Below are 18,786 nucleotides of genomic sequence, written 5' to 3' on the forward strand. Positions count from 1 at the left end.
ATCCGCGCCGTCGCCTCAGTCCCGCGCCTTCACCCGCTCCCAATCCAGCCCGAACCGCGCCAGATACTTGCGCAGCCGGTCGGCGTCGTTGCTGCTGGCCTTGCTCGCGCGCGACACCGCGAACAATTCGCGGCCGGCTTGCGACAGGCTTTTGGCCTGAGCGCACGCGCGCAGCACGTCCTCCAGTTGCACGCGCTCGAAACGGTCCAGTCGCGCGGCGTCTTCGCCGAGTACGCGCTCCAGCGCCGAGGCCTGCGCCGGCGCGCCGTGCCATTGCCGGCGCAGGCGCGTGATCTCCTCTTCGACCAGATCGATGCGGATGCGTCCGCCTTCGGCCAGGGTCGCCAGACGCATCACTGAGGCGCCCAGATCGCGGAAATTTCCGCTCCAGCTCGCATCGCCGCCGCGGGCGAAGGCGAGATAACGTTCGCGCGCTTCCTTGTTGAACATGACCCGCTGGTGGTTCTCGCGCGAATGCCGTTCGAGTTCGAAATCCAGGTTGGGCTCGATGTCTTCCGCGCGCTCGGCCAGGCCGGGCAGGCGGTAGGTCCACAGATTCAGCCGCGCCAGCAGATCCTCGCGGAAGCGGCCTTCCAGCACCGACAACTGCAAGTCGCGGTTGGTGCCGGCGATCAGCTGGAAATCGCTTTCGACTTCCTTGTCGCCGCCGACTGGCAGGAAGCGTTTCTCCTCCAGCGCGCGCAGCAGCATGGCCTGTTCGTCCAGGCCCAGCTCGCCGATTTCGTCGAGGAACAGCAGGCCCTGGTGCGCCGAACGCAGCAGGCCGGCGCGATCGGCCGAAGCGCCGGTGTAAGCGCCCTTGATGTGGCCGAACAAGGTGCTCATCGCGCCGTCGCCGCGCAGCGTCGCGCAGTTCACCTCGACGAAGCGTCCGGGCAGCTGATGCTTCTGTTTCTTCAGATCGAACACCCGCCGCGCCAGTTGACTCTTGCCGGCGCCGGTCGGGCCCATCAGCAGCATCGGCGACTTCGAGCGCGTGGCCACCGTTTCGATCTGCTCGATCATGCGGTTGAACGCGGGATTGCGCGTGGCGATGCCGCTCTTGAGCAGGTCGCGATCGTGCAGGCGCTGCTCGGCGAAGCGCTGGGCGATGCGGTCGTAGCGCGACAGGTCCAGATCGATCAACGCATACGAACCCGGATCGGTGCCTTTTTGTTTGCGCGGCGGCGCGGTCTGCAGCAGGCGGCCAGGGAACAGGCGGCTTTCGGTGAGCAGGAACCAGCAGATCTGGCTGACGTGGGTGCCGGTGGTGATGTGGACGTAGTAGTCCTCTTCCTCGGGGCGGAAGTCGTAACCGCGCACGAAGTCGTCGAGCACGCCGTAGACGGCTTCGAAATCCCACGGATCGGCGAGGAAGGTGTCGTGGCGGCGGACGCGGGTCTCGGGCGAGACCTGGGCCAGATCCTCCCCGACCTGATGGGCGAGTTGAGCGAAGCGGTGCTCATCGACCAGCAGCTCCAGCCGGTCGAGCAGGAAATCCTCATGCATGCCCAGCGACACGGTCGGCCGCCACTTCTCCCAGCGGCCCGGGCCATAGCCGGCCGCGTCGAGCTGGGTGCCGAGCATGCCGATCACTACTTGGCGTTTCATGGTGATCCGATTGGATAGATTCTTATCTTTTAGTATAGATATTTTCCGGATCAAAGACGCGATTGGAATATGGGTATTCAGGTAAATTTCTTTTAAATCAATGCGATGGTGTTCCGTCTCCGAAGTTGGCACGGCACTTGCTCTGGTACAGGCAAGTCCCCAGACGGAATGCCCCGATGGCCAACTTCAATCTCTTCGCTTCCGCCCGTGGCGCTTCGGCACCGGCGGCCACCTCGCGCAACGAGGCCGGCGGCCTGGCGTATGTGCGCCGCCCGCAGACGGCGCTGGCGCTGTACGCGGCCACCGGCTGTTTGAACAACACTTACTACGCCAGCGCCGAGGAGCAGCTCGATCACGTCCTGGCCCTGTGCGCGCAGGTCCAGCCGGACTTCGTGGCCAAGACCGCGATCCACACCCGCCAACGCGGCCATATGAAGGACATGCCGGCGTTGCTGCTGGCCAGCCTGACCGCCCGCGATGGCGCCGCGTTCGAGCGTGCGTTCGGCCGGGTGATTGATAACGGCCGCATGCTGCGCACGTTCGTCCAGATCGTGCGCAGCGGCCGGATCGGTCGCAAGTCGCTGGGTTCGCAGCCCAAGCGCCTGGTGCGGCAGTGGTTGGACAACGCCTCGGTGGAGCAGTTGTTGGCCGCGGCGATCGGCCAGCAGCCCTCGCTGGCCGACGTGATCAAGATGGTCCATCCCAAGCCGGCCGATGCCGAGCGCGCGGCGCTGTATGCGTGGCTGATCGGCAAGCCGTTCGACGAAGCGGCGCTGCCGGCCAAGGTGCGCGCGTTCGAGGCCTTCAAGCGCTCGACCGATGCGCCGATGCCGAAGCTGCCGTTCCAGTACTTCACCTCGCTGCCGTTAAGCGTGGCGCACTGGACCCAGTTGGCGCGCACGGTGTCGTGGCAGACCTTGCGCATGAACCTCAACACCTTCCAGCGACATGGGGTGTTCGCCGATCCGGCGGTGGTGACCGAGATCGCCGCGCGTCTGGCCGACGCCGATGAAATCCGCAATGCCCGCGTGTTCCCGTACCAGTTGTTGAGCGCGTATCACGCTGGCGGCGAATTGCCGGCGCCGATCATTGCCGCCCTGCAGAAGGCGATGGAGATCGCGACCGGCCAGGTGCCGGCGCTGCAGGGCGAGGTGGTGGTCGCAGTGGACGTGTCGGGTTCGATGAGCGCGTCGATCAGCGGTTACCGCAAGGGCGCGACCAGCAAGGTGCGGTGCGTGGACGTGGCGGCGCTGATCGCGGCGTGCATCCAGCGCAATCATGCGGCCGCGCGGGTGATGCCGTTCGACACCGAAGTGCGCCGGTTGCGGCTGAACCCGCGCGACAGCGTCACCACCCAGGCGGCGCAGTTGGCGTCGTTGTGCGGCGGCGGTACCGCGGTGAGCGCGCCGTTGGCGCAGTTGAACCGGGAGAAGGCCAAGGTCGATCTGTTGGTGATGGTGTCCGACAACGAGAGCTGGCGCGACACCCGCAGCGGCGGTGCGACCGCGACGATGCGCGAGTGGGCGCGGATCAAGGCGCGTTGCCCGGACGCGCGGCTGGTCTGCATCGACTTGCAGCCGACCGCGACCAGCCAGGCGGTCGAGTCGCTGGACGTGTTGCATATCGGCGGCTTCAGCGATGCGGTGTTCGATCTGTTGGCGGTCTACGCGGCGCAGGGCAGCGATGCCGCGCGCTGGGTCGATCGGATCGGATCGATACCGTTGTAAGGCGGCGCAGGGATCGCGCCGCCGGGGCGCAAGGACGCGCCGCGGCGCGAACGCAGGGAACGCGTTCGCGAGGACGGGAGCGGATGCCCGTCCGCCGCACGCGCCAGGCCGGTGCGAGGCGGCGCAGGATGCGGCCGGCGGACAATGGGGTCCGCCGGCCGGCTTCGAAGGATTCGAGTTTGCCGTTGTATTGCGAATGCTTGGCGAAACTACACCTATCACGTGCCAGGTCGCGGGTTCGAGTCCCGCCCGCCCGCAAGGGCGGTAGCTCAGTCGGATAGAGCGGGAAAACGTTTCGTCGCTTCTTGTCGCAGTGCAAGGGCATCGGGTTTGCGGGTGGGTTCGGGCCGGGTTGGATCGGTCCGGCCGTCGTACTGCGAATGCTCGCGAAACTACATCGGGACTCACAGACGCGGGTTCGAATCCCGCCCGCCGCAAGGCGGTAGTTCAGCCGGGTAGAACGGTGAGTAAGTCGTTTCGCGGAAAAACTTGTCGCAGCGCGCCGGTTTCATGCTGTTCGAGCCGTGCGCTCATCGTTTCGCCGCTGTATCGCGAATGCTTGTGGAACTACATTAATCCTGGTGTCGTGGGTTCGAATCCCGCCCGTTGCGAAACGGTAGCTCAGTCGGTAGAGCGCAGAATGTTCCGCATCACCTGGTCGCGATGCATCGGTTTTTGTTTCAAGCGCGTCACGACGCGAATGCGGGCGGAACTACAACCTCCAACGTTCAACTTTCCGCTTTTTATGGTCGCATCGTGCCGCGCCCTTTACCGCCGCGAGCGGTCGCAATGCCCCATGCGCTGAACAGCGCTGGCCGCGCGCACCGCGACGCTGCATCCTTCACTTTCCCGCCGGCCACGAGCGCCGGCGGGAGGCAGGGCCGCAAGGCCCGCAACACAGAGAGCAAGGCCATGAACGCCAATAGCAACGCCGAAGTCCATTACGACGTCATCAACGAGCCGGGCGCGGTGCCGATCAAGCACTGGACCCGCGGCGTGCCGCTGGAAGACGAGGCGCGCCGTCAGTTGCAGAACATCGCCAGGCTGCCCTTCATCCACCGCTGGGTCGCGGTGATGCCCGACGTGCACCTGGGCAAGGGCGCGACCGTGGGTTCGGTGGTGCCGACCGTGGGCGCGATCGTGCCGGCGGCGGTCGGCGTGGATATCGGCTGCGGCATGATCGCGGTGCGCACCACGCTGATGGCCGAGGATCTGCCGGACCAGCTCGGCGAAGTGCGCGCGGCGATCGAGAAGGCCGTGCCGCACGGTCGCACCGTCGGCCGCGGCCAGCGCGACAAGGGCGCCTGGGCGAATCCGCCCGAGGCCTCGCTGCAGCGCTGGGCCGGTCTGCACGAGGGCTTTGATCGCATCGTCGCCAAGCACCCGAAGCTGGAGCGCAGCAACCACTTGAGTCATCTGGGTACGCTCGGCACCGGCAATCACTTCGTCGAGGTCTGCCTGGACGAGGAGAGCCGCGTGTGGTTCATGCTGCACTCCGGTTCGCGCGGCGTCGGCAACGCGATCGGCAGCCACTTCATCGAGCTGGCCAAGCAGGACATGCGCCGCTGGATGATCAATCTGCCGGATCAGGACCTGGCGTATCTGCCCGAAGGCAGCGAGCACTACGACGACTACGTGTTCGCGGTCGAGTGGGCGCAGCAATTCGCCCGCAACAATCGCCAGATCATGATGCAGCACGTGGTCGAAGCGGTGCGCACGGTGATCGCCAAGCCGTTCCAGGCGCAGGCCGAAGCGGTCAACTGCCATCACAACTACGTCAACCGCGAGCATCATTTCGGCAAGGACGTGCTGGTGACGCGCAAGGGCGCGGTGAGCGCGCGCAAGGGCGAGCTGGGCATCATTCCCGGCAGCATGGGCGCGAAGAGCTTCATCGTCCGCGGCCTGGGCAATGCGGACAGCTTCCATAGCTGCAGCCACGGCGCCGGCCGCGTGATGAGCCGCACCGAGGCGAAGAAGCGCATCAGCCTGGACGATCACGCCAAGGCGACCGCGCATGTGGAATGCCGCAAGGACGCCGACGTCGTGGACGAGTCGCCGGCCGCGTACAAGTCGATCGACGCGGTCATGGCCGCGCAGAGCGACCTGGTCGAGATCGTGCATACCCTGCGTCAGGTGGTGTGCGTGAAGGGTTGAGCGGCGGCGCGGGAGGTATCAGTTTTCGCGTGCGGCACCGCGCGGCAATCGAAATCGGCGAACGGCGCGGACCGTTCGCAATGGATAAGGAGTACGGGCGACCGCAAGGCCGCTCACTGTCATGGATCGCAAGATGGAATTGATCGAAATCAGCGGGCAGGAAGGCGGCGGACAGCTGCTGCGCACCGCATTGAGCCTGAGCCTGTGCACCGGCACCGCGTTCGAGATGCAGCACATCCGCGCCAAGCGTTCGCGCCCGGGCCTGATGCGCCAGCATCTGACCGCGGTCGGCGCGGCGGCGCAGATCGGCCGCGCCCACGTCGATGGCGCGCAACTGGGCGCGACCACGCTGCGCTTCGTTCCCGGGCAGGTGCAGGCCGGCCGCTATCGTTTCTCGATCGGCACGGCCGGCTCGGCGACGCTGGTGCTGCAGACCGTGTTGCCGGCGCTGTGGTCGTGCGCGCAGGCCTCGGAACTGATCGTGGAAGGCGGCACCTACAATCCGCTCGCGCCGAGCGCGGACTTCATCGCGCAGGCTTATCTGCCGGCGCTGCGCCGCATGGGCGTGGACACCGCGTCCGCCTTGCAGCGCCACGGTTTCTTCCCGGCCGGCGGCGGCAGCGTGCAACTGCGCGTGGCGGGCGGCGCGCGGCTGGGCCCGTGCGCGTTCGATCGGCGCGACCCGGCGCCGCGCCTGGAGGCGACGGCATTGTTGTCGGCCTTGCACGATCAGATCGGCTATCGCGAACTGCAGGTGATCGGCGAGCGCCTGAACCTGGGCGAGGACGCCCTGCATCTGCGCCGCGCCGCCGATGCGCAAAGCCCGGGCAACGTGCTGATGCTGCGCGTGAGCGGCGATGCGCAGCACACCGAGTTGTTCGACGCGCTGGGCGAGCGCGGGATCAGCGCCGAACAAGTCGCCATCGGCGTGGTCAAGAAAGTCGAGCGCTATCTGGCCTCCAGCGCCGCGGTCGGCGAGCATCTGTCGGACCAGTTGCTGTTGCCGATGGCGCTGGCCGGCGGTGGCGAATTCACCACCGCCTTCATCAGCGATCACCTGTCCAGCAACGCGCGCCTGATCGAGAAGTTCCTGCCGGTTGAGATCGATTGGGCGCAGGTCGATAAGCGTTGCTGGCGGGTGACGGTCAGCTCTTAGTTGCGCTGCGATTTGCTGGCGTTGCCGCAGAGACGGGAATTTTTTCCGGAACCGGTTCGGATTGCCTAAGCCATAAGCGATGTGCAAATACGGGGCACTGTCATTTTTTACAGTTCGTCCCCTGTTTCAATTCGGCCCTACATAGCATGGCTGCGAGCCGCGATGCATGCATCGCGGCTCGCATTCATCGATTCGGCGGGCGCAATCTCGACAGGTGCTTTGCCGGACCCTTACATCGCTGGGCAATCCCGCATTCGCTACCGGGATTGCGATCGTCAAACATCAGGAGAAAGACCATGTCCGTTAAAGGAAAATTCGTCGCCGCGGCGTTTGCGCTGCTGCTGCAGATGGGGTTCGTCGAGTCCGCGGCGGCGGCTTGCGGTACGGCGACCTCGCAATTGTTCGACGGAGGCGCGATCGCGACGCGTTACTGCGATGGCTGGCCGGTGAATGGATTAGGCACCACGCTCGCCGATGCCAGCCAGAACGCGGGCGGCTTCAGCGCTTTCATTCCGAAGGGCTACAGCTGTTTGTTGAACACCGGCAACATCGGCAAGTATCCCGGCGGCTTCCGCGCCAGCTTTCAGTGCGGCGGGAAAATCATCAGCGGCATCGGCAGTACCGCGACCGATACCGGCAGCAATGCCCTGGGCTTCGCTCAGCTCGACGCGGCGGCGGGCAATCATCCTTGCCTGCATCAGGCGGGCGATCTGACCCAGTTCGTCGGCGGGTTTCGCGCCAACTTCCAATGCAACGGCGCGGTGCTCAGCGGCATGGGCAGCACCGCGACGGATGCGGGCCGCAATGCGCTGGGTTTCGCGGAGTTGCACGCAGCCGGAGGTGGCGCATGCCTCAGCCCGAATGGCGGGGTCCGGTTGGTCAGCGGTTACTTCGAAGTGACGTTCTATTGCGATGGCCGCGTGGTCAAGGGCATAGGCAGCACCGTTACTACCGCCGGGCAGGATGCTCTGGCCAACGCACACTGAGGTCGCAAGCCGCTGCCTCGGCCTGGGTCGAGGCAGCGGCGTTTGCGCGGCCGGCTGTACAAGAAGCGTTTGATCGGGTCGAAAATCGGCCCGGGCGCATCGCCTCAATAATCCGCCGGATTCGAACTGAAACTCACCGGCACGCTGACGCTCACGCAGCCGCCTACCGGCAGGACCACGCCGGTGACCGATACCGCGTTGCCCCCTGCCGCACCGCCGCTGGCCGGGCAGGTGCCGAGCGTGGGGCCGCTGCCGGCGCAACTCCACGGGCCGCTCAGGGTCGCGCCGGGCGGCAGGGTGTCGGCGATGGTGGCGCCGTTGGCTACGTCCGGTCCGGTCTGGTTGCAGGCGGTGATGACATAGGTCGTGCTGCCGCCGGGCGTGTACGTGGTGGGGACGTCGGACTTGCTGATGCGCAGGCTCACCGACGGACGCACCACCGGCGTGCTCGGCGGCGTCGGGTCGGGGCAGGGCGTGGCGATCGGGCAGTTGGCGTCGCCGCCACCGCCCACGCGCGCGGTGTTGACCATGTTGCCGGAGGCGGCGAAGTCCACGTTGACGGTGAAGCCGAAGGTCGAGCTGGCCGCCGCCGCGATCGCGGTATTGCTGATGCACGTCAGCGTGTTGGAGGCCGCGGTGCAGGCCCAGTTGGCGGCGTTGGCGCCGCTCAGGGCGACCGCGCCGTCGGGAACGTTGAGGCCCGCCGGCAAGGTGTCGGTGACGGTGAGCTGGCCGATCGTGGCGATGTTGCCGCTGTTGTTGACCGCGATGTAGTAGGTGCCGGTGCCGCCGGCGGTGAACTGGGTCTGCGGCGTGGTCTTGTCGATCGCCAGGTTGATGCAGTCCACCGCGAAATTGGCGCTGGCGCTGTTGTTGGTCGGATCGATGTCGCCGAAGCGGTCGGTCGCGGAGAACTCGACGGTGGCGGTATTGGGCACGGTGGCGTTGCACACCGCGTTGTTGGCGACGTTACCGGTGACGGTGAAGGTGAGCGTGCCGCCGGGCGCGAGCGTGTAGCCGCCGGTGATGGCGATGTTGCCGGTGCCGCTGGCCGCCGAGCACGTCGAGCCGGCGCTGGCGGCGCAGGTCCAGGTCGCGCCGGAGACTTGCGCGGGCAGGGCGTCGGCGATGTCCGGCGCGTCGGTGCCCGGAATCGTCGGCGCCTGATTGCCGGCGACGATCGGGTTGATGTCGAGATTGCTGACCACGACGGTGTAGGTCACCGGCTGACCGCGGAGCACGCGCGGCGCCGAGACGGTCTTGGTGATGCCGACGTTGGCCGGCACCGAGGCGATGAAGTTGCGCACTTCGTGGATGTTGTTGAGGCCGCCGGTCGAGCCGGCGTAGCCCATGCGCAGATTGGCCGGCGCGGCATAAGGGAAGTTGACGTTGTTGAGCAGCACCGTCGGCGTGGTGCCGTCCAGGCCGAGCGAGACGGTCACGGTGTAGCCCGGCGACGGCGTGTTCGGCAGCAGCGCCACGCGCAGGCGGTCGCCGGTCGGGCGGGTGGTCACGGTGGGCGTGTCGATGCCGCCGGTAACCGCGCCGCTGGAGAGCCAGCGGTTGTTGTCGCTGAGCGGGCCGCGCAATACCACCCGGTCGGCCTGGCTGCCCGGACTGCTGCTGTTGGCCGGACAGCCGCCGACGACGCCGGGCTGCGAGCCGGAGAAATTGCCGAATTCGTCCAGGCCGATGCCCAGGTAACCGCCGTTGCCGCCGCAATAGCCCAGGCTGCCGCCGGGCTGGGCGCCGGCCATGGTGCCGGTGGCGTCGTAGAGGAAGAACGTGGTGCCGTCGGCGCCGTTGCCGCCCCAGTTGACGTAGTCGAACTCGACGATCACGCCCTGCGAGGACGGAAACGAGCCGCCGGTGTACAGGGCCAGGCCTTGCTGGTTGTTGCTGTTGGTGCTCAGGCGCAGCCAGCCGCTGCCGTTGGCGTCGTTGACGTTGTTGGGAATGGCGCCGTAGCCGCCGGTCAGGATGCCGCTGTCGTTGATGCCGGTGTTGTTGGTGCCGGTGATGGTCCAGCCGGCCTCGGTGCTGTTGCGGAACGGCGAGGTGACCTTGAACTGGGCCTGGGCGCTGGACATGAACAACGCCGCCGCGGCCAGAACCGTAAGTGCCGGAAAGCCGGCACGAAGGCCACGATGCGATATCAACATGTCGATCCCCAACTCACGCCGGCGTCCCCAATGGATGCGCTCCGGCACGGCATCAACATCGGCCTGCGGGGATGAAATTTGGGTAAAAAGAGTGATTTAAGTGTGCGTGGTAATCCCGATCCGGGGGCTGGGTCGCAAATCGGCGGGTAAAAGGCCGCGGGAGGACACGCGGCTTGCGTCGAGGGCCCGTGTGCCGCGAGGAGGCGGAACTCAGCGCCCCAAGTCGTCTGGATTGCCGACGGCCGCGCAGCGGGCCCGGCTTGGACGACGCCTCAGCCCGCCATCGCAGCGGCGGGCAAAAGCGGCCAGCGCCGCGCACGCAGACAGGCGGCCGGCGCCCATGCAGGCGCGCAACCGGCTAGAGCTGCCACAAGCCGTGATCGTTGCCGCCCTGCAGATAGATCGCGAAGGTTCCATGACCGGGTATCGGCGTGGGTTCGACCGCGACCGTGCCGCCCGCCTGGACCACCGCCGCCACCGCGGCTTCGATGTCCTTCACCAGCCAATACGGCCGGACCACCGGCGCCTCGGTCGTGCGCAACGGTGCGCGCACGCCCACCAGCCCGCCGCCGGCCATGATCGCGGTGCGGGCATTGCCGAGGCCGGCATCGGGCTCGCCGAACCGCACTGCATTCGCCGCCGCGTAGGCCGCGCATACGGCATCGACGTGCTTGGTCACGATTTCGAGATAGTGGATCTGCATGGCGATGGTTCTCCGGTGGTCGATGACGGCATGGGTCGCGGCGAAGGTCCACGTGCTCGAACGGCATGATCCGCGGACGTTTACGCGAGTGTCCGGCCGTGACCATGGAAGAACTCGAGCGCAATTTCAACGTCCGGCCGCTGCCGCGCGAACTCATCTGGCTCCACATTCAGGCGCCAGGCCGACGTTCTATTTTTATTGTTTTTAATCAGTGTTTTACCTCGATTTCGGGCGGTTTCGGTGCATTGCCGCGGCCTCGACGCATGAGGTCATGAAACAAAGCGCGATCCGGCAGCTTTCGTGCTCCAAGCCAGGGAAAAGCAGCGCATTACGTAGGGTAGTCCCGAGATTGTGCGGCCCCGGTGGCGCGCGTATTACAGGCGCATCCCCCGCATGACCCAAGGACGCAGGCATGGCCATCCCCGATTTTCCGCCGCCGTCGCCGCCGTCGCCGCCGGTAACGCGCGAGCTGACGCCGCCGACCGTCAAGCAACTGGAAACCGCCACGCCCGAGCAGGCGCGCCAGCAGATCGATGCGCTCACGCCCGACAGCCAGAAGGCGCTCAAGACCGAAGTCGACAAACTCCCGGTCGCCGAGCGCGAACACCTCATCAACGGCCTGGCCGGCAAGCTCGAAGCGCCGCAACTGACCAAGCTGGAATCGGTGTTCGGCAAGGACACGGTCAAGCAAGCGGTCGAATCGCACGCCAGCGCGACCGTGCGCGAGGACTACGCGCGGCAGAGCCCCGGCGGCAGCGTCACCCAGAAGGGCAATCAGGTCACGGTCGAAACCAGCGACAACGACGACAACGTGCGCGTCAGCCGCGACGCCCAGACCGGCGATGTCACGGTCAACGTCAACGGCCAGGAGCATCGCTACAGCGCCGCACAGGCCGAGCACATCACCATCCGCACCCACGGCGGCAACGACGTGATCGGCGTGGCGCCGGACATGCAGGTCAACTTCAGCGTCGAAGGCGGCGACGGCAACGACATCATCGCCGGCGGCGCGGGCGCGGACACGCTCGACGGCGGCGCCGGCGACGACCGCATCATCGGCGGCCTCGGCAGCGATCGCATGATCGGCGGCAGCGGCAGCGATAATCTCGGCGATTCCTCCAGCCTGCTGGATTTCAGCCTGTTGTCCCGCGGCATCGCGGCGCGCAGCGGCGGCGGCAACGACGTGATCGAAGGCGGCGACGGCATCGACACGATCAAGGCCGGCAGCGGCGACGACAAGATCGACGGCGGCGCCGACGACGACAAGATCGATGCCGGCGAAGGCCAGGACGTGGTCGATGGCGGCGCGGGCGACGATCGCGTTCAAGGCGGCGCGGGCCACGATCAGGTCGACGGCGGCGAGGGCGACGATTACCTCGACGGCTTCACCGGCCACGATCAGCTCAAGGGCGGCGCGGGCGCCGACACCATTTACGGCGGCGAAGGCGACGACAACGTCGATGGCGGCGAAGGCGACGATTACCTCGACGGCTATCTCGGCAACGACAGCATCTCCGGCGGCGACGGCAAGGACGTGGTCTCCGGCGGACAGGGCGAGGACAGCCTGTTCGGCGACAAGGGCAACGATGTGATCTACACCGGCGCCGGCCGCGATTTCGTCGGCGACTTCGACGGAACCAACGCGGTCTATTACCAGGGCGAGGACAACCTTTCGGTCAACGAGGCCACGCGCAACAACGCCAAGACCGTGACCGTGGAAATCATCGGCGTGCCCGACACGATCCAGATCGAAGGCTCGCCGGAGTTCCAGGCGCGCATGCGCGCGGATCTGGAAACCCTGGCCGCCTCGCCGACCGGGCAGCAGATGCTCAAGGACCTCGACAAGCAAGGCAACGACGGCGGGTTCCTGTGGTTCGACGACGACAACAAGCTCACCATCCGCGAATTGAGCATCGAGAACGGCAAGGGCGGCGGCCAGTCCGGCGGCGACGGTTTCGCCGAGATCAACCCGGCCTTCCATCTGGACGACGACGACGGCCGGGTGCCGCCGATCACCGTGCTCTATCACGAACTGGCTCACGCTCGCGCTTCGATGAGCGATAACTGGGCGGGCGGCCAATATCACGACGACGCCGATCCGAATAAGTCCGACGACGGCATCGAGAACGCCGAACGCCAGGCGGTCGGTCTGCCCGTGGATCACGACAACGATCCCAAGACCCCGGCCGTGCCCGCGCCGGACACGCCCGCCGCCCTGACGGAAAATGCGATCCGTGAGGAAATGGGCTATGGTCCGCGCAATGACTATCGCTGATGAGCTTGCGCCGATCGCGATGACGACATGCACCGGCATCCAGGCCGGTTGCGGTAACGCCGACGGTCCGACGCCGCGCCGCGCGCGCGCCGCCGGGCGTGGCGCGCGAGGTTGGGCGACGGGGTTGTTGGCGGTGGCGCAGGTATTCGCAGCGAGCGCCTGCGGCGCGGGGAAGGCGATGAGCGAGGACGCAGTCGAAATCAGCGCCACGGTGCGCGACGCCAATACCCGGCTGGACATCGAATGGTCGCTGCTCAATCGCGGGCAACGGCCGTTGCTGGCGCTGGTCGCTCCGCTCAAACACGACGAGTCCGCCGGCGAACAGACCATCTACGTGAGCCGCGGCGAAGACGGCGCGGTCGTGCTCGCGCTGCGCGCGTTCGCCGCCGACGGCGCGGTCGCGGCGCAAGACCGGATCGGCGCCAAACCGCTCGCGCCCGGTCAGCGCCTGCAAGGCACGGCGCACGTTGCCTTGCCGTTGCGTAGCTTCGAACCGTATCGGTCACCGGTCGATATCGCCACGCCGACGACGGTGCGCGTATGCATCGGCGTGATCGATGCCGACGCACGGTTTCCGCATAGTTCGCGACAAGCTGACGGCGGCGTGGCGACGTATCACGATCCGGCCCTGGTCAAACTGCAGCGCGTGGTGTGCACCGCGCCGATTGCGATCGTAGGGCGGCGCTGATCTCAGGGATTCCGGCGTACGGCGGAGGCGGGAGTTTCATGGCCGACCGGCGAGCGGGGTTTGTTGGAACAGGTTCCAAGAGGTCGAAAGCACCATCGGATCGGCCTGGGCGATCGGCTCATGCTGGCCGTCCGTACCGGCGCGGTCCATGGCCAGAAACGGGACCGGTTCACTTTCGGGCAGGCGGCTTAGCCCGTTATCGGCGAGATTAGCCTCCACGCGTCACATTCGCCTCCATGACCGCTCCCGATCCATCCATCCCCAAGCCGCCGCGTCAGGCCGTGTTCGAGCGCCTGTCGGTCGCGCCGATGATGGATTGGCGACGAAGTTGTGAAATTCGTGCCATATGAGCTTATCTAGCTGCGTCATCGAGTAATCCGGCTGGCGAGTACAACTTGCGCAACTGGCTGGTACGTGTCGCGCCATGCGAAGAGCATGGCGCGACGGTTGACGCGGATCAGGTTGCACTAAGGAACGTGGGTCAGTCGGTGATAATGACTCGGTTGATTCGCTTCGGTTCGCCGCTCGGACGTTCCTTCAGCGACCCGGCCGGCCTAGTGCATGTGCTCGTATGGTCCACCGCGTTTGTTACGACGCCATTGGCGTCGGTCAAGGTTGTGCGCCACTTGAATGTAGCTGTAGGCAGTGGGTCGCCCGGGGTGCATTTGAAATTGAACGTCAGCGGGGAAGGGGCGCTGGTGGCGTAGCTTCCGTTGTAATCACTGCATGACCATCCGCTCGCGCACTGAATGGTTTGCGTCCTCCTTTTGACCGGGAACACTGGAGTGCCGGCATAGAAGATTTTGGCGGGAATGTTGACTTGCTGAGGCCCTGACACATTCGGAATGCTTGTGATCCGAAGGGCCTTGTAATTGTCTATGTACGCCTGCTTCTCATCTGCGCATAGCGTGCGCTGCATCGTACCCGGCGATCCACCCCCGTACATCGCGCAACCGATGCTTGCGTCATGCAAGAAGCCGATAGCATGGCCGAGTTCGTGGAGCATCACAGTTTGCCAGTCAACTTGGTTAATCGTAGGGGGTAGCGTCGAGCAAGATAGCTGCTCGACGGACGGGTCGTGATTCCACACGCGTCTATCATCTACCCTGATGTCGGAGTTGGTAATGATCTTTGTTGTAGGGTTGACGTCCCTCGCCGTTCCCATGACGGCGCGGGGCTCCGAAAAGAGCCCCGTGTCAATGGTGATATTCGCTTCGTTGTACTCGACCGTTTGCTCGTCTGGCCGAGGTGTGGAGACTAAGAAGTCCGGGAATATAGAGAAGTTCGCACCCACTGTGTTCCATGTAGTGATGGCGCTAGTGGTGGCCTCGACGCAGTTCGGCGGAACTGAGTTGTGCATTCCAGAAATCACGGAGGCGCGGACATAATGTCCTACCGCGGTGGGGGCCGCGGCCTGGGCCAACCCCGCCCAGGCCATTGCTCCCGCAACTAAAAGAATACGCAGCGGAATGTGATTCATTGCGCGCCCCCCATCTTGCCCTTGCTTCGGGGGAGATTGCTCAGATCCACTTCAACAGATCGAAGGTCTTTGGGGCCGGCGCCAGCTTGCATCGAATGGGAGCGACGGAGCAGAGTGCCGTTGTCAGCAACTTCGTAGGCGTCGTAGGGCAACGCGGTGAAGTTACTTTCGGATCGCTTATCACTCAGCGCGACGAACTGCTCATACCAGTTCTTCGACAGAACCAACAGGTACTTTTTTCCGGCCGTGAAGGTGGTGTCAGAGGAATTAGTCCGATAGTTGCCGTTCGGCAAAGGACCGGAGTTGCTTGGGACGAGAATTACATCACTCGGTGCGCGAGAGCCTTTCAGGGATTTCACGACAGTGAAGGGGGTTTCGGATAAGAATCCGTCGCTGCGACTGCGCCCCGCATTTACTTCGCCCGCCGTTGCAATCACCACGGTGTCGGCCATCAGCATTGCCTCAGATGAAGAAGTCACACCCTCGAAAAATCTGTGGGCCACATCGAAAAGATTGATGTTGCGCTTCTTATAAGCCTGAACATCGGCCGCCGTGAAACCCAATGCTGCTAGGTCGATCGCCGCGCTGCGCGATGCTGTCTCGGTTGCGCTCGCGGAAGACGCAATCCGTACTTTGCCTGTGCCGAGTAGCTGCTCGTAGGTAGTGAGTCGGCCGCGTCGCGTAATCGCTTGGAGACGCTTTTGTTGATTCTTTTGTACCGCTTGCTGCCTAGCTTCTAACGTGGCTTTGTTGGCTTGCGCAAATGTCGGGGTGGACACGCAGAATCCGACCGCTAAGGCCGAAAATAATAAAGCTCGCAACATTTCACTATTCTCCATGTGAGGTGTGTCACCCAATGCCCAATCACTTCGCGCCTGCCCTGGAATTCAAAGCTGGGACCGCTTGGCGTTGGTTGTATTTCGCGATGGCGTGCTGTCTGAACACGCTTTCGCGAATCCTTTCCATCATTACCTGGTGCCATCGCTAGGGGCGAGACGGAGCGCGTATTTTTCTAAATGAGTGGGTAGGTGTTCAGAGTTGCGGACGTATGGCATCGGTTTGCTTTTGGTTTTGTCCGTGCTGCGCTAGCTCTCGTTTTTTGGCCTGTTGCAGCTCGTAATGCTGGCTAAACGCCTGCGCCTCATCGTTGCACCCGTGACCGCCTGACCTTTCGGCACGTGCTCACCCTGTCAGCGCTTCCACGTGTACTCCACGACGTCACCCGGCGAAAGTTTGCTAGCTACGATGTGCCCGAGCCCTTCGGTAACGCGAGTGAGATTTCCGGTCTGAGTCTTGCTGACCGTTTTCAGCGGTTTGACATAATGCTTGTACCAATCCACCACTCCAGCGAGGGCCCACCTGTCAAATTCGCGGACGCCCCGCGGGCCTCTTGAGCGCCTAGATCGCGCTCCATGCGTTCGGCCCATTCTTTGGCGGCGGTCTTGGTGGGGAACGTCCGAGTTACCGCCTTGAAGCCCTTTCGACGGACAATGGCCACACATTTGGTGCCGCGCGGTTGCAGTGTTGCCATCCGGTGTAGCACCCCAGCGCTTGGTAAACTGGTTACTACATCGTGGGGCGGATTTAGCAGGATTTTGCAGGACTCAATGGGCAGGGCGGATTTTGTAAGTGATTGAAAAAATAGAAAAATCGTTGACCCCGCAAGCGATTCGGTTATCGGTCGCCCCGATGATGGACTGGACCGATTCCCACTGCCGCGTCTTCCACCGCGTCCTGGCCCCGCATGCTCGGCTGTATACCGAAATGGTCCACGCCAACGCGGTCATCCACGGCGATCGCGCGCGTTTGCTGGCGATGGACCCGGTCGAGCATCCGGTGGCGCTGCAGCTCGGCGGCAGCGAGCCGGCGTTGCTGGCGCAGGCGGCGCGGATCGGCGCCGAGCGCGGTTTCGATGAGATCAACCTCAATTGCGGCTGCCCGTCCGACCGGGTCCAGGCCGGACGCTTCGGCGCCTGCCTGATGCGCGAGCCGGCGCTGGTGGCCGCGTCGGTCGCGGCGATGGTCGCGGCCTGCGACGTGCCGGTGACGGTGAAGTGCCGGCTCGGCGTGGACGACGATCATCGCTTCGAAGGCTTCCTCGCCTTCATCGACGAGGTCGCCGCGGCCGGTTGCGGCATGTTCGTCGTGCATGCGCGCAACGCCTGGCTCAAGGGCCTGTCGCCGAAGGAAAACCGCGAAGTGCCGCCGCTGCGCTACGACTGGGCCTACCGGCTCAAGCGCGAACGCCCGCATTTGCAGGTGATCGTCAACGGCGGCATCGCCACGCCGGAAGAAGCCGCCTCGCACCTGGATCACGCCGACGGCGCGATGCTCGGCCGCGCCGCGTATCACGAACCCTACGTGCTGCACCGGCTCGATACCGCCTGGTTCGGCGGCGAGTTGCGCAGTCGCGCCGAGTTGCTGCGTTCGCTGCGGCCCTACGTGGAAAGCCAGCTCGAACGCGGCGTGTTCCTCAAGCACATGACCCGGCACATGCTCGGCCTGTTCCACGGCGAGCGCGGCGGCCGCGCGTTCCGGCAGGTGCTCAGCGAAGGCGCGCACAAGCCCGGCGCGGACTGGACGCTGATCGAGCAGGCGCTGGCGGTGACCGAATCCTTCGCCGCGCGCGATGCGGCCTGAGGCCGCGCCCGCAGACCTGACGGCGGGCGCGAGCCCGCATCACGCTCGCTGTTCCGCAACCGCTGTCGCGACCCCGCCGTCCCAACAACGCGATCGCCGCAGCCGCCACGGCCGGCGCCTGTCGCCCTTGCGCATGAGCTCAAGCCGATGATCACCCGCGACCTGCACAGCTTCTTCGACCATGCCCGCACACTCGGATCGGATTTCGGCCCGGCCACGGCGCGCGCAGCGTTCCTGGTCGCGCCCGACGGCTTCGCCCGCGCCGAGCAATCGGCCGGCGACAACCGCTACATGGCCCAGGCCGCCGCCTTCGACCCCGATCGCGCCAGCGCCCAGCACCGCGACCTGCACCGCGCCTTGTCGCTGTCGCTGCCGACGATCTGCTTCGCCGGCGACCCGGTCACCCCGGACGCGCTGTTCCCGAACAACGTCTTCGCCACCGGCCGCGGCGACGCCGCCGTCGGCGCGCAACCGCGCTACGTGGTCGGGCGCATGCGCCATCCGGTGCGCCAGCGCGAAGCCCGGCGCGAGGACATCCGCGCCTTCTTCGGCGAGGTGCTGGGGTATCCGGAAGTGGACCTGTCCACCCAACCGCATGCCTGCGAACTCACCGGCGCGCTGGTGATCGACCGCGCCCGCGGCCTGGGCTTCGCCGGCTTGTCGGAGCGCTGCGACGAGCAGGGCGCGCGGCTGATGCACCGCGCCCTGGGCCTGCGCGCGACCCTGATGTTCGAGCTGGCGCCGGGCGAATACCACACCAACGTGATCCTGGCGGTGCTGGCCGGGCGCGCCGCGCTGGTGTGCCCGGGCGGATTCGCCGATCCGGCCGTGGCCGAGGCCATCGCCGGGTTCTACGCGCCCAACGGCATCGTTCTGCCGGCGGCCGAACATGCGGCTTTCGTCGCCAATTCGATCGCTTTATCGACCTATGGCCTGTGGATGAGCGCCGCCGCCGGACGGGCGCTGAGCGAGCCCACGCGCGCGGCGCTGGCCCGCGCCGGGTTCGCCGTGTCCACGGTCGAGCTGGACGCCATCGAGGCCGGCGGCGGCTCGCTGCGCTGCTGCGTCGGCGAGATCTTTTGATGGGCCTGTCGCCTGGGCGGCCGCGGTCGCAACGTGTGACCGGGGTCCGGCCGGCCTGAATGGCGGCTGGGATAAGGCGGAAAAGTTCAGATCGGATTCACCGCAACGTTTCGAAAATGCC

14 protein-coding genes are annotated in these 18,786 nt (G+C 65.6%); 8 read left to right on the forward strand and 6 right to left on the reverse strand.

What is annotated here, in order from left to right:
• Positions 1 to 15: 15 nt before the first annotated feature.
• Complete coding sequence (rtcR, locus tag J7J50_RS20555) at positions 16 to 1,611, reverse strand: RNA repair transcriptional activator RtcR (RefSeq protein ID WP_215057070.1); 1,596 nt, start codon at positions 1,609 to 1,611, stop codon at positions 16 to 18.
• 176 nt (positions 1,612 to 1,787) lie between these two features.
• On the opposite strand from rtcR, the gene J7J50_RS20560 reads away from it, so the two are divergent.
• From J7J50_RS20560 to J7J50_RS20575, 4 genes are all read left to right on the forward strand, one after another.
• Positions 1,788 to 3,338 (forward strand): TROVE domain-containing protein, encoded by a 1,551-nt coding sequence (locus tag J7J50_RS20560; RefSeq protein ID WP_215057069.1) that lies wholly within the window; start codon positions 1,788 to 1,790, stop codon positions 3,336 to 3,338.
• 912 nt (positions 3,339 to 4,250) lie between these two features.
• Entirely contained in the window at positions 4,251 to 5,492 is a 1,242-nt protein-coding gene (locus J7J50_RS20565) for an RtcB family protein (RefSeq protein WP_215057068.1), read from the forward strand.
• 133 nt (positions 5,493 to 5,625) lie between these two features.
• Positions 5,626 to 6,648 (forward strand): RNA 3'-terminal phosphate cyclase, encoded by a 1,023-nt coding sequence (gene rtcA / locus J7J50_RS20570; RefSeq protein WP_215057067.1) that lies wholly within the window; start codon positions 5,626 to 5,628, stop codon positions 6,646 to 6,648.
• A gap of 146 nt (positions 6,649 to 6,794) precedes the next feature.
• Entirely contained in the window at positions 6,795 to 7,634 is an 840-nt protein-coding gene (locus J7J50_RS20575) for a hypothetical protein (RefSeq protein WP_215057066.1), read from the forward strand.
• A 104-nt stretch (positions 7,635 to 7,738) separates the two neighbouring features.
• Here J7J50_RS20575 and J7J50_RS20580 read toward each other — a convergent pair whose 3' ends face one another.
• Together J7J50_RS20580 and J7J50_RS20585 are read right to left on the reverse strand one after the other, a co-directional pair.
• A complete protein-coding gene (locus tag J7J50_RS20580; RefSeq protein ID WP_215057065.1) occupies positions 7,739 to 9,724 on the reverse strand; it encodes a DUF11 domain-containing protein in 1,986 nt (661 codons plus the stop codon).
• Between the two features lie 430 nt (positions 9,725 to 10,154).
• Positions 10,155 to 10,499: a hydroxylase gene (locus J7J50_RS20585; protein WP_215057064.1), complete on the reverse strand. Its 345-nt coding sequence runs from the start codon at positions 10,497 to 10,499 to the stop codon at positions 10,155 to 10,157.
• A 412-nt stretch (positions 10,500 to 10,911) separates the two neighbouring features.
• Here J7J50_RS20585 and J7J50_RS20590 point away from each other — a divergent pair, with 412 nt between their 5' ends.
• Together J7J50_RS20590 and J7J50_RS20595 are read left to right on the forward strand one after the other, a co-directional pair.
• Positions 10,912 to 12,774: a M91 family zinc metallopeptidase gene (locus J7J50_RS20590; protein WP_215057063.1), complete on the forward strand. Its 1,863-nt coding sequence runs from the start codon at positions 10,912 to 10,914 to the stop codon at positions 12,772 to 12,774.
• Positions 12,761 to 13,462 (forward strand): hypothetical protein, encoded by a 702-nt coding sequence (locus tag J7J50_RS20595; protein WP_215057062.1) that lies wholly within the window; start codon positions 12,761 to 12,763, stop codon positions 13,460 to 13,462. The genes J7J50_RS20590 and J7J50_RS20595 overlap by 14 nt, the downstream gene beginning before the upstream one ends.
• Positions 13,463 to 13,498: 36 nt before the next feature.
• Here J7J50_RS20595 and J7J50_RS20600 read toward each other — a convergent pair whose 3' ends face one another.
• The 3 genes from J7J50_RS20600 to J7J50_RS20610 all read right to left on the reverse strand — a co-directional run bounded on the left by J7J50_RS20600 (position 13,499) and on the right by J7J50_RS20610 (position 15,721).
• Positions 13,499 to 13,681 carry a hypothetical protein gene (locus tag J7J50_RS20600; RefSeq protein ID WP_215057061.1) on the reverse strand — a complete coding sequence of 61 codons (183 nt, stop codon included), beginning with the start codon at positions 13,679 to 13,681 and terminating at the stop codon, positions 13,499 to 13,501.
• Positions 13,682 to 13,943: 262 nt separating this feature from the next.
• Positions 13,944 to 14,942, reverse strand: coding sequence for a matrixin family metalloprotease (locus J7J50_RS20605; protein ID WP_215057060.1), 999 nt, complete (start codon positions 14,940 to 14,942; stop codon positions 13,944 to 13,946).
• Positions 14,939 to 15,721 carry a hypothetical protein gene (locus J7J50_RS20610; RefSeq protein ID WP_215057059.1) on the reverse strand — a complete coding sequence of 261 codons (783 nt, stop codon included), beginning with the start codon at positions 15,719 to 15,721 and terminating at the stop codon, positions 14,939 to 14,941. The genes J7J50_RS20605 and J7J50_RS20610 overlap by 4 nt, the downstream gene beginning before the upstream one ends.
• Before the next feature lie 850 nt (positions 15,722 to 16,571).
• Between J7J50_RS20610 and dusA the strand changes: the two genes are divergently transcribed.
• Together dusA and J7J50_RS20620 are read left to right on the forward strand one after the other, a co-directional pair.
• Entirely contained in the window at positions 16,572 to 17,582 is a 1,011-nt protein-coding gene (gene dusA, locus J7J50_RS20615) for a tRNA dihydrouridine(20/20a) synthase DusA (RefSeq protein WP_343222554.1), read from the forward strand.
• A gap of 147 nt (positions 17,583 to 17,729) precedes the next feature.
• Positions 17,730 to 18,665: an arginine deiminase-related protein gene (locus J7J50_RS20620; RefSeq protein ID WP_215057057.1), complete on the forward strand. Its 936-nt coding sequence runs from the start codon at positions 17,730 to 17,732 to the stop codon at positions 18,663 to 18,665.
• Positions 18,666 to 18,786: the final 121 nt, after the last annotated feature.

The organism is Lysobacter sp. ISL-50 (assembly GCF_018612875.1).
In the GTDB taxonomy this organism is placed as follows: Bacteria; Pseudomonadota; Gammaproteobacteria; order Xanthomonadales; family Xanthomonadaceae; genus Lysobacter.

What these genes read in the sequence shown, in the direction of transcription:
- rtcR (WP_215057070.1), bottom strand. Translation starts at nt 1,611, where the DNA reads ATGAAACGCCAAGTAGTGATCGGCATGCTCGGCACCCAGCTCGACGCG.
- J7J50_RS20560 (WP_215057069.1), top strand. Translation starts at nt 1,788, where the DNA reads ATGGCCAACTTCAATCTCTTCGCTTCCGCCCGTGGCGCTTCGGCACCG.
- J7J50_RS20565 (WP_215057068.1), top strand. Translation starts at nt 4,251, where the DNA reads ATGAACGCCAATAGCAACGCCGAAGTCCATTACGACGTCATCAACGAG.
- rtcA (WP_215057067.1), top strand. Translation starts at nt 5,626, where the DNA reads ATGGAATTGATCGAAATCAGCGGGCAGGAAGGCGGCGGACAGCTGCTG.
- J7J50_RS20575 (WP_215057066.1), top strand. Translation starts at nt 6,795, where the DNA reads ATGGCTGCGAGCCGCGATGCATGCATCGCGGCTCGCATTCATCGATTC.
- J7J50_RS20580 (WP_215057065.1), bottom strand. Translation starts at nt 9,724, where the DNA reads ATGTCCAGCGCCCAGGCCCAGTTCAAGGTCACCTCGCCGTTCCGCAAC.
- J7J50_RS20585 (WP_215057064.1), bottom strand. Translation starts at nt 10,499, where the DNA reads ATGCAGATCCACTATCTCGAAATCGTGACCAAGCACGTCGATGCCGTA.
- J7J50_RS20590 (WP_215057063.1), top strand. Translation starts at nt 10,912, where the DNA reads ATGGCCATCCCCGATTTTCCGCCGCCGTCGCCGCCGTCGCCGCCGGTA.
- J7J50_RS20595 (WP_215057062.1), top strand. Translation starts at nt 12,761, where the DNA reads ATGACTATCGCTGATGAGCTTGCGCCGATCGCGATGACGACATGCACC.
- J7J50_RS20605 (WP_215057060.1), bottom strand. Translation starts at nt 14,942, where the DNA reads ATGAATCACATTCCGCTGCGTATTCTTTTAGTTGCGGGAGCAATGGCC.
- J7J50_RS20620 (WP_215057057.1), top strand. Translation starts at nt 17,730, where the DNA reads ATGATCACCCGCGACCTGCACAGCTTCTTCGACCATGCCCGCACACTC.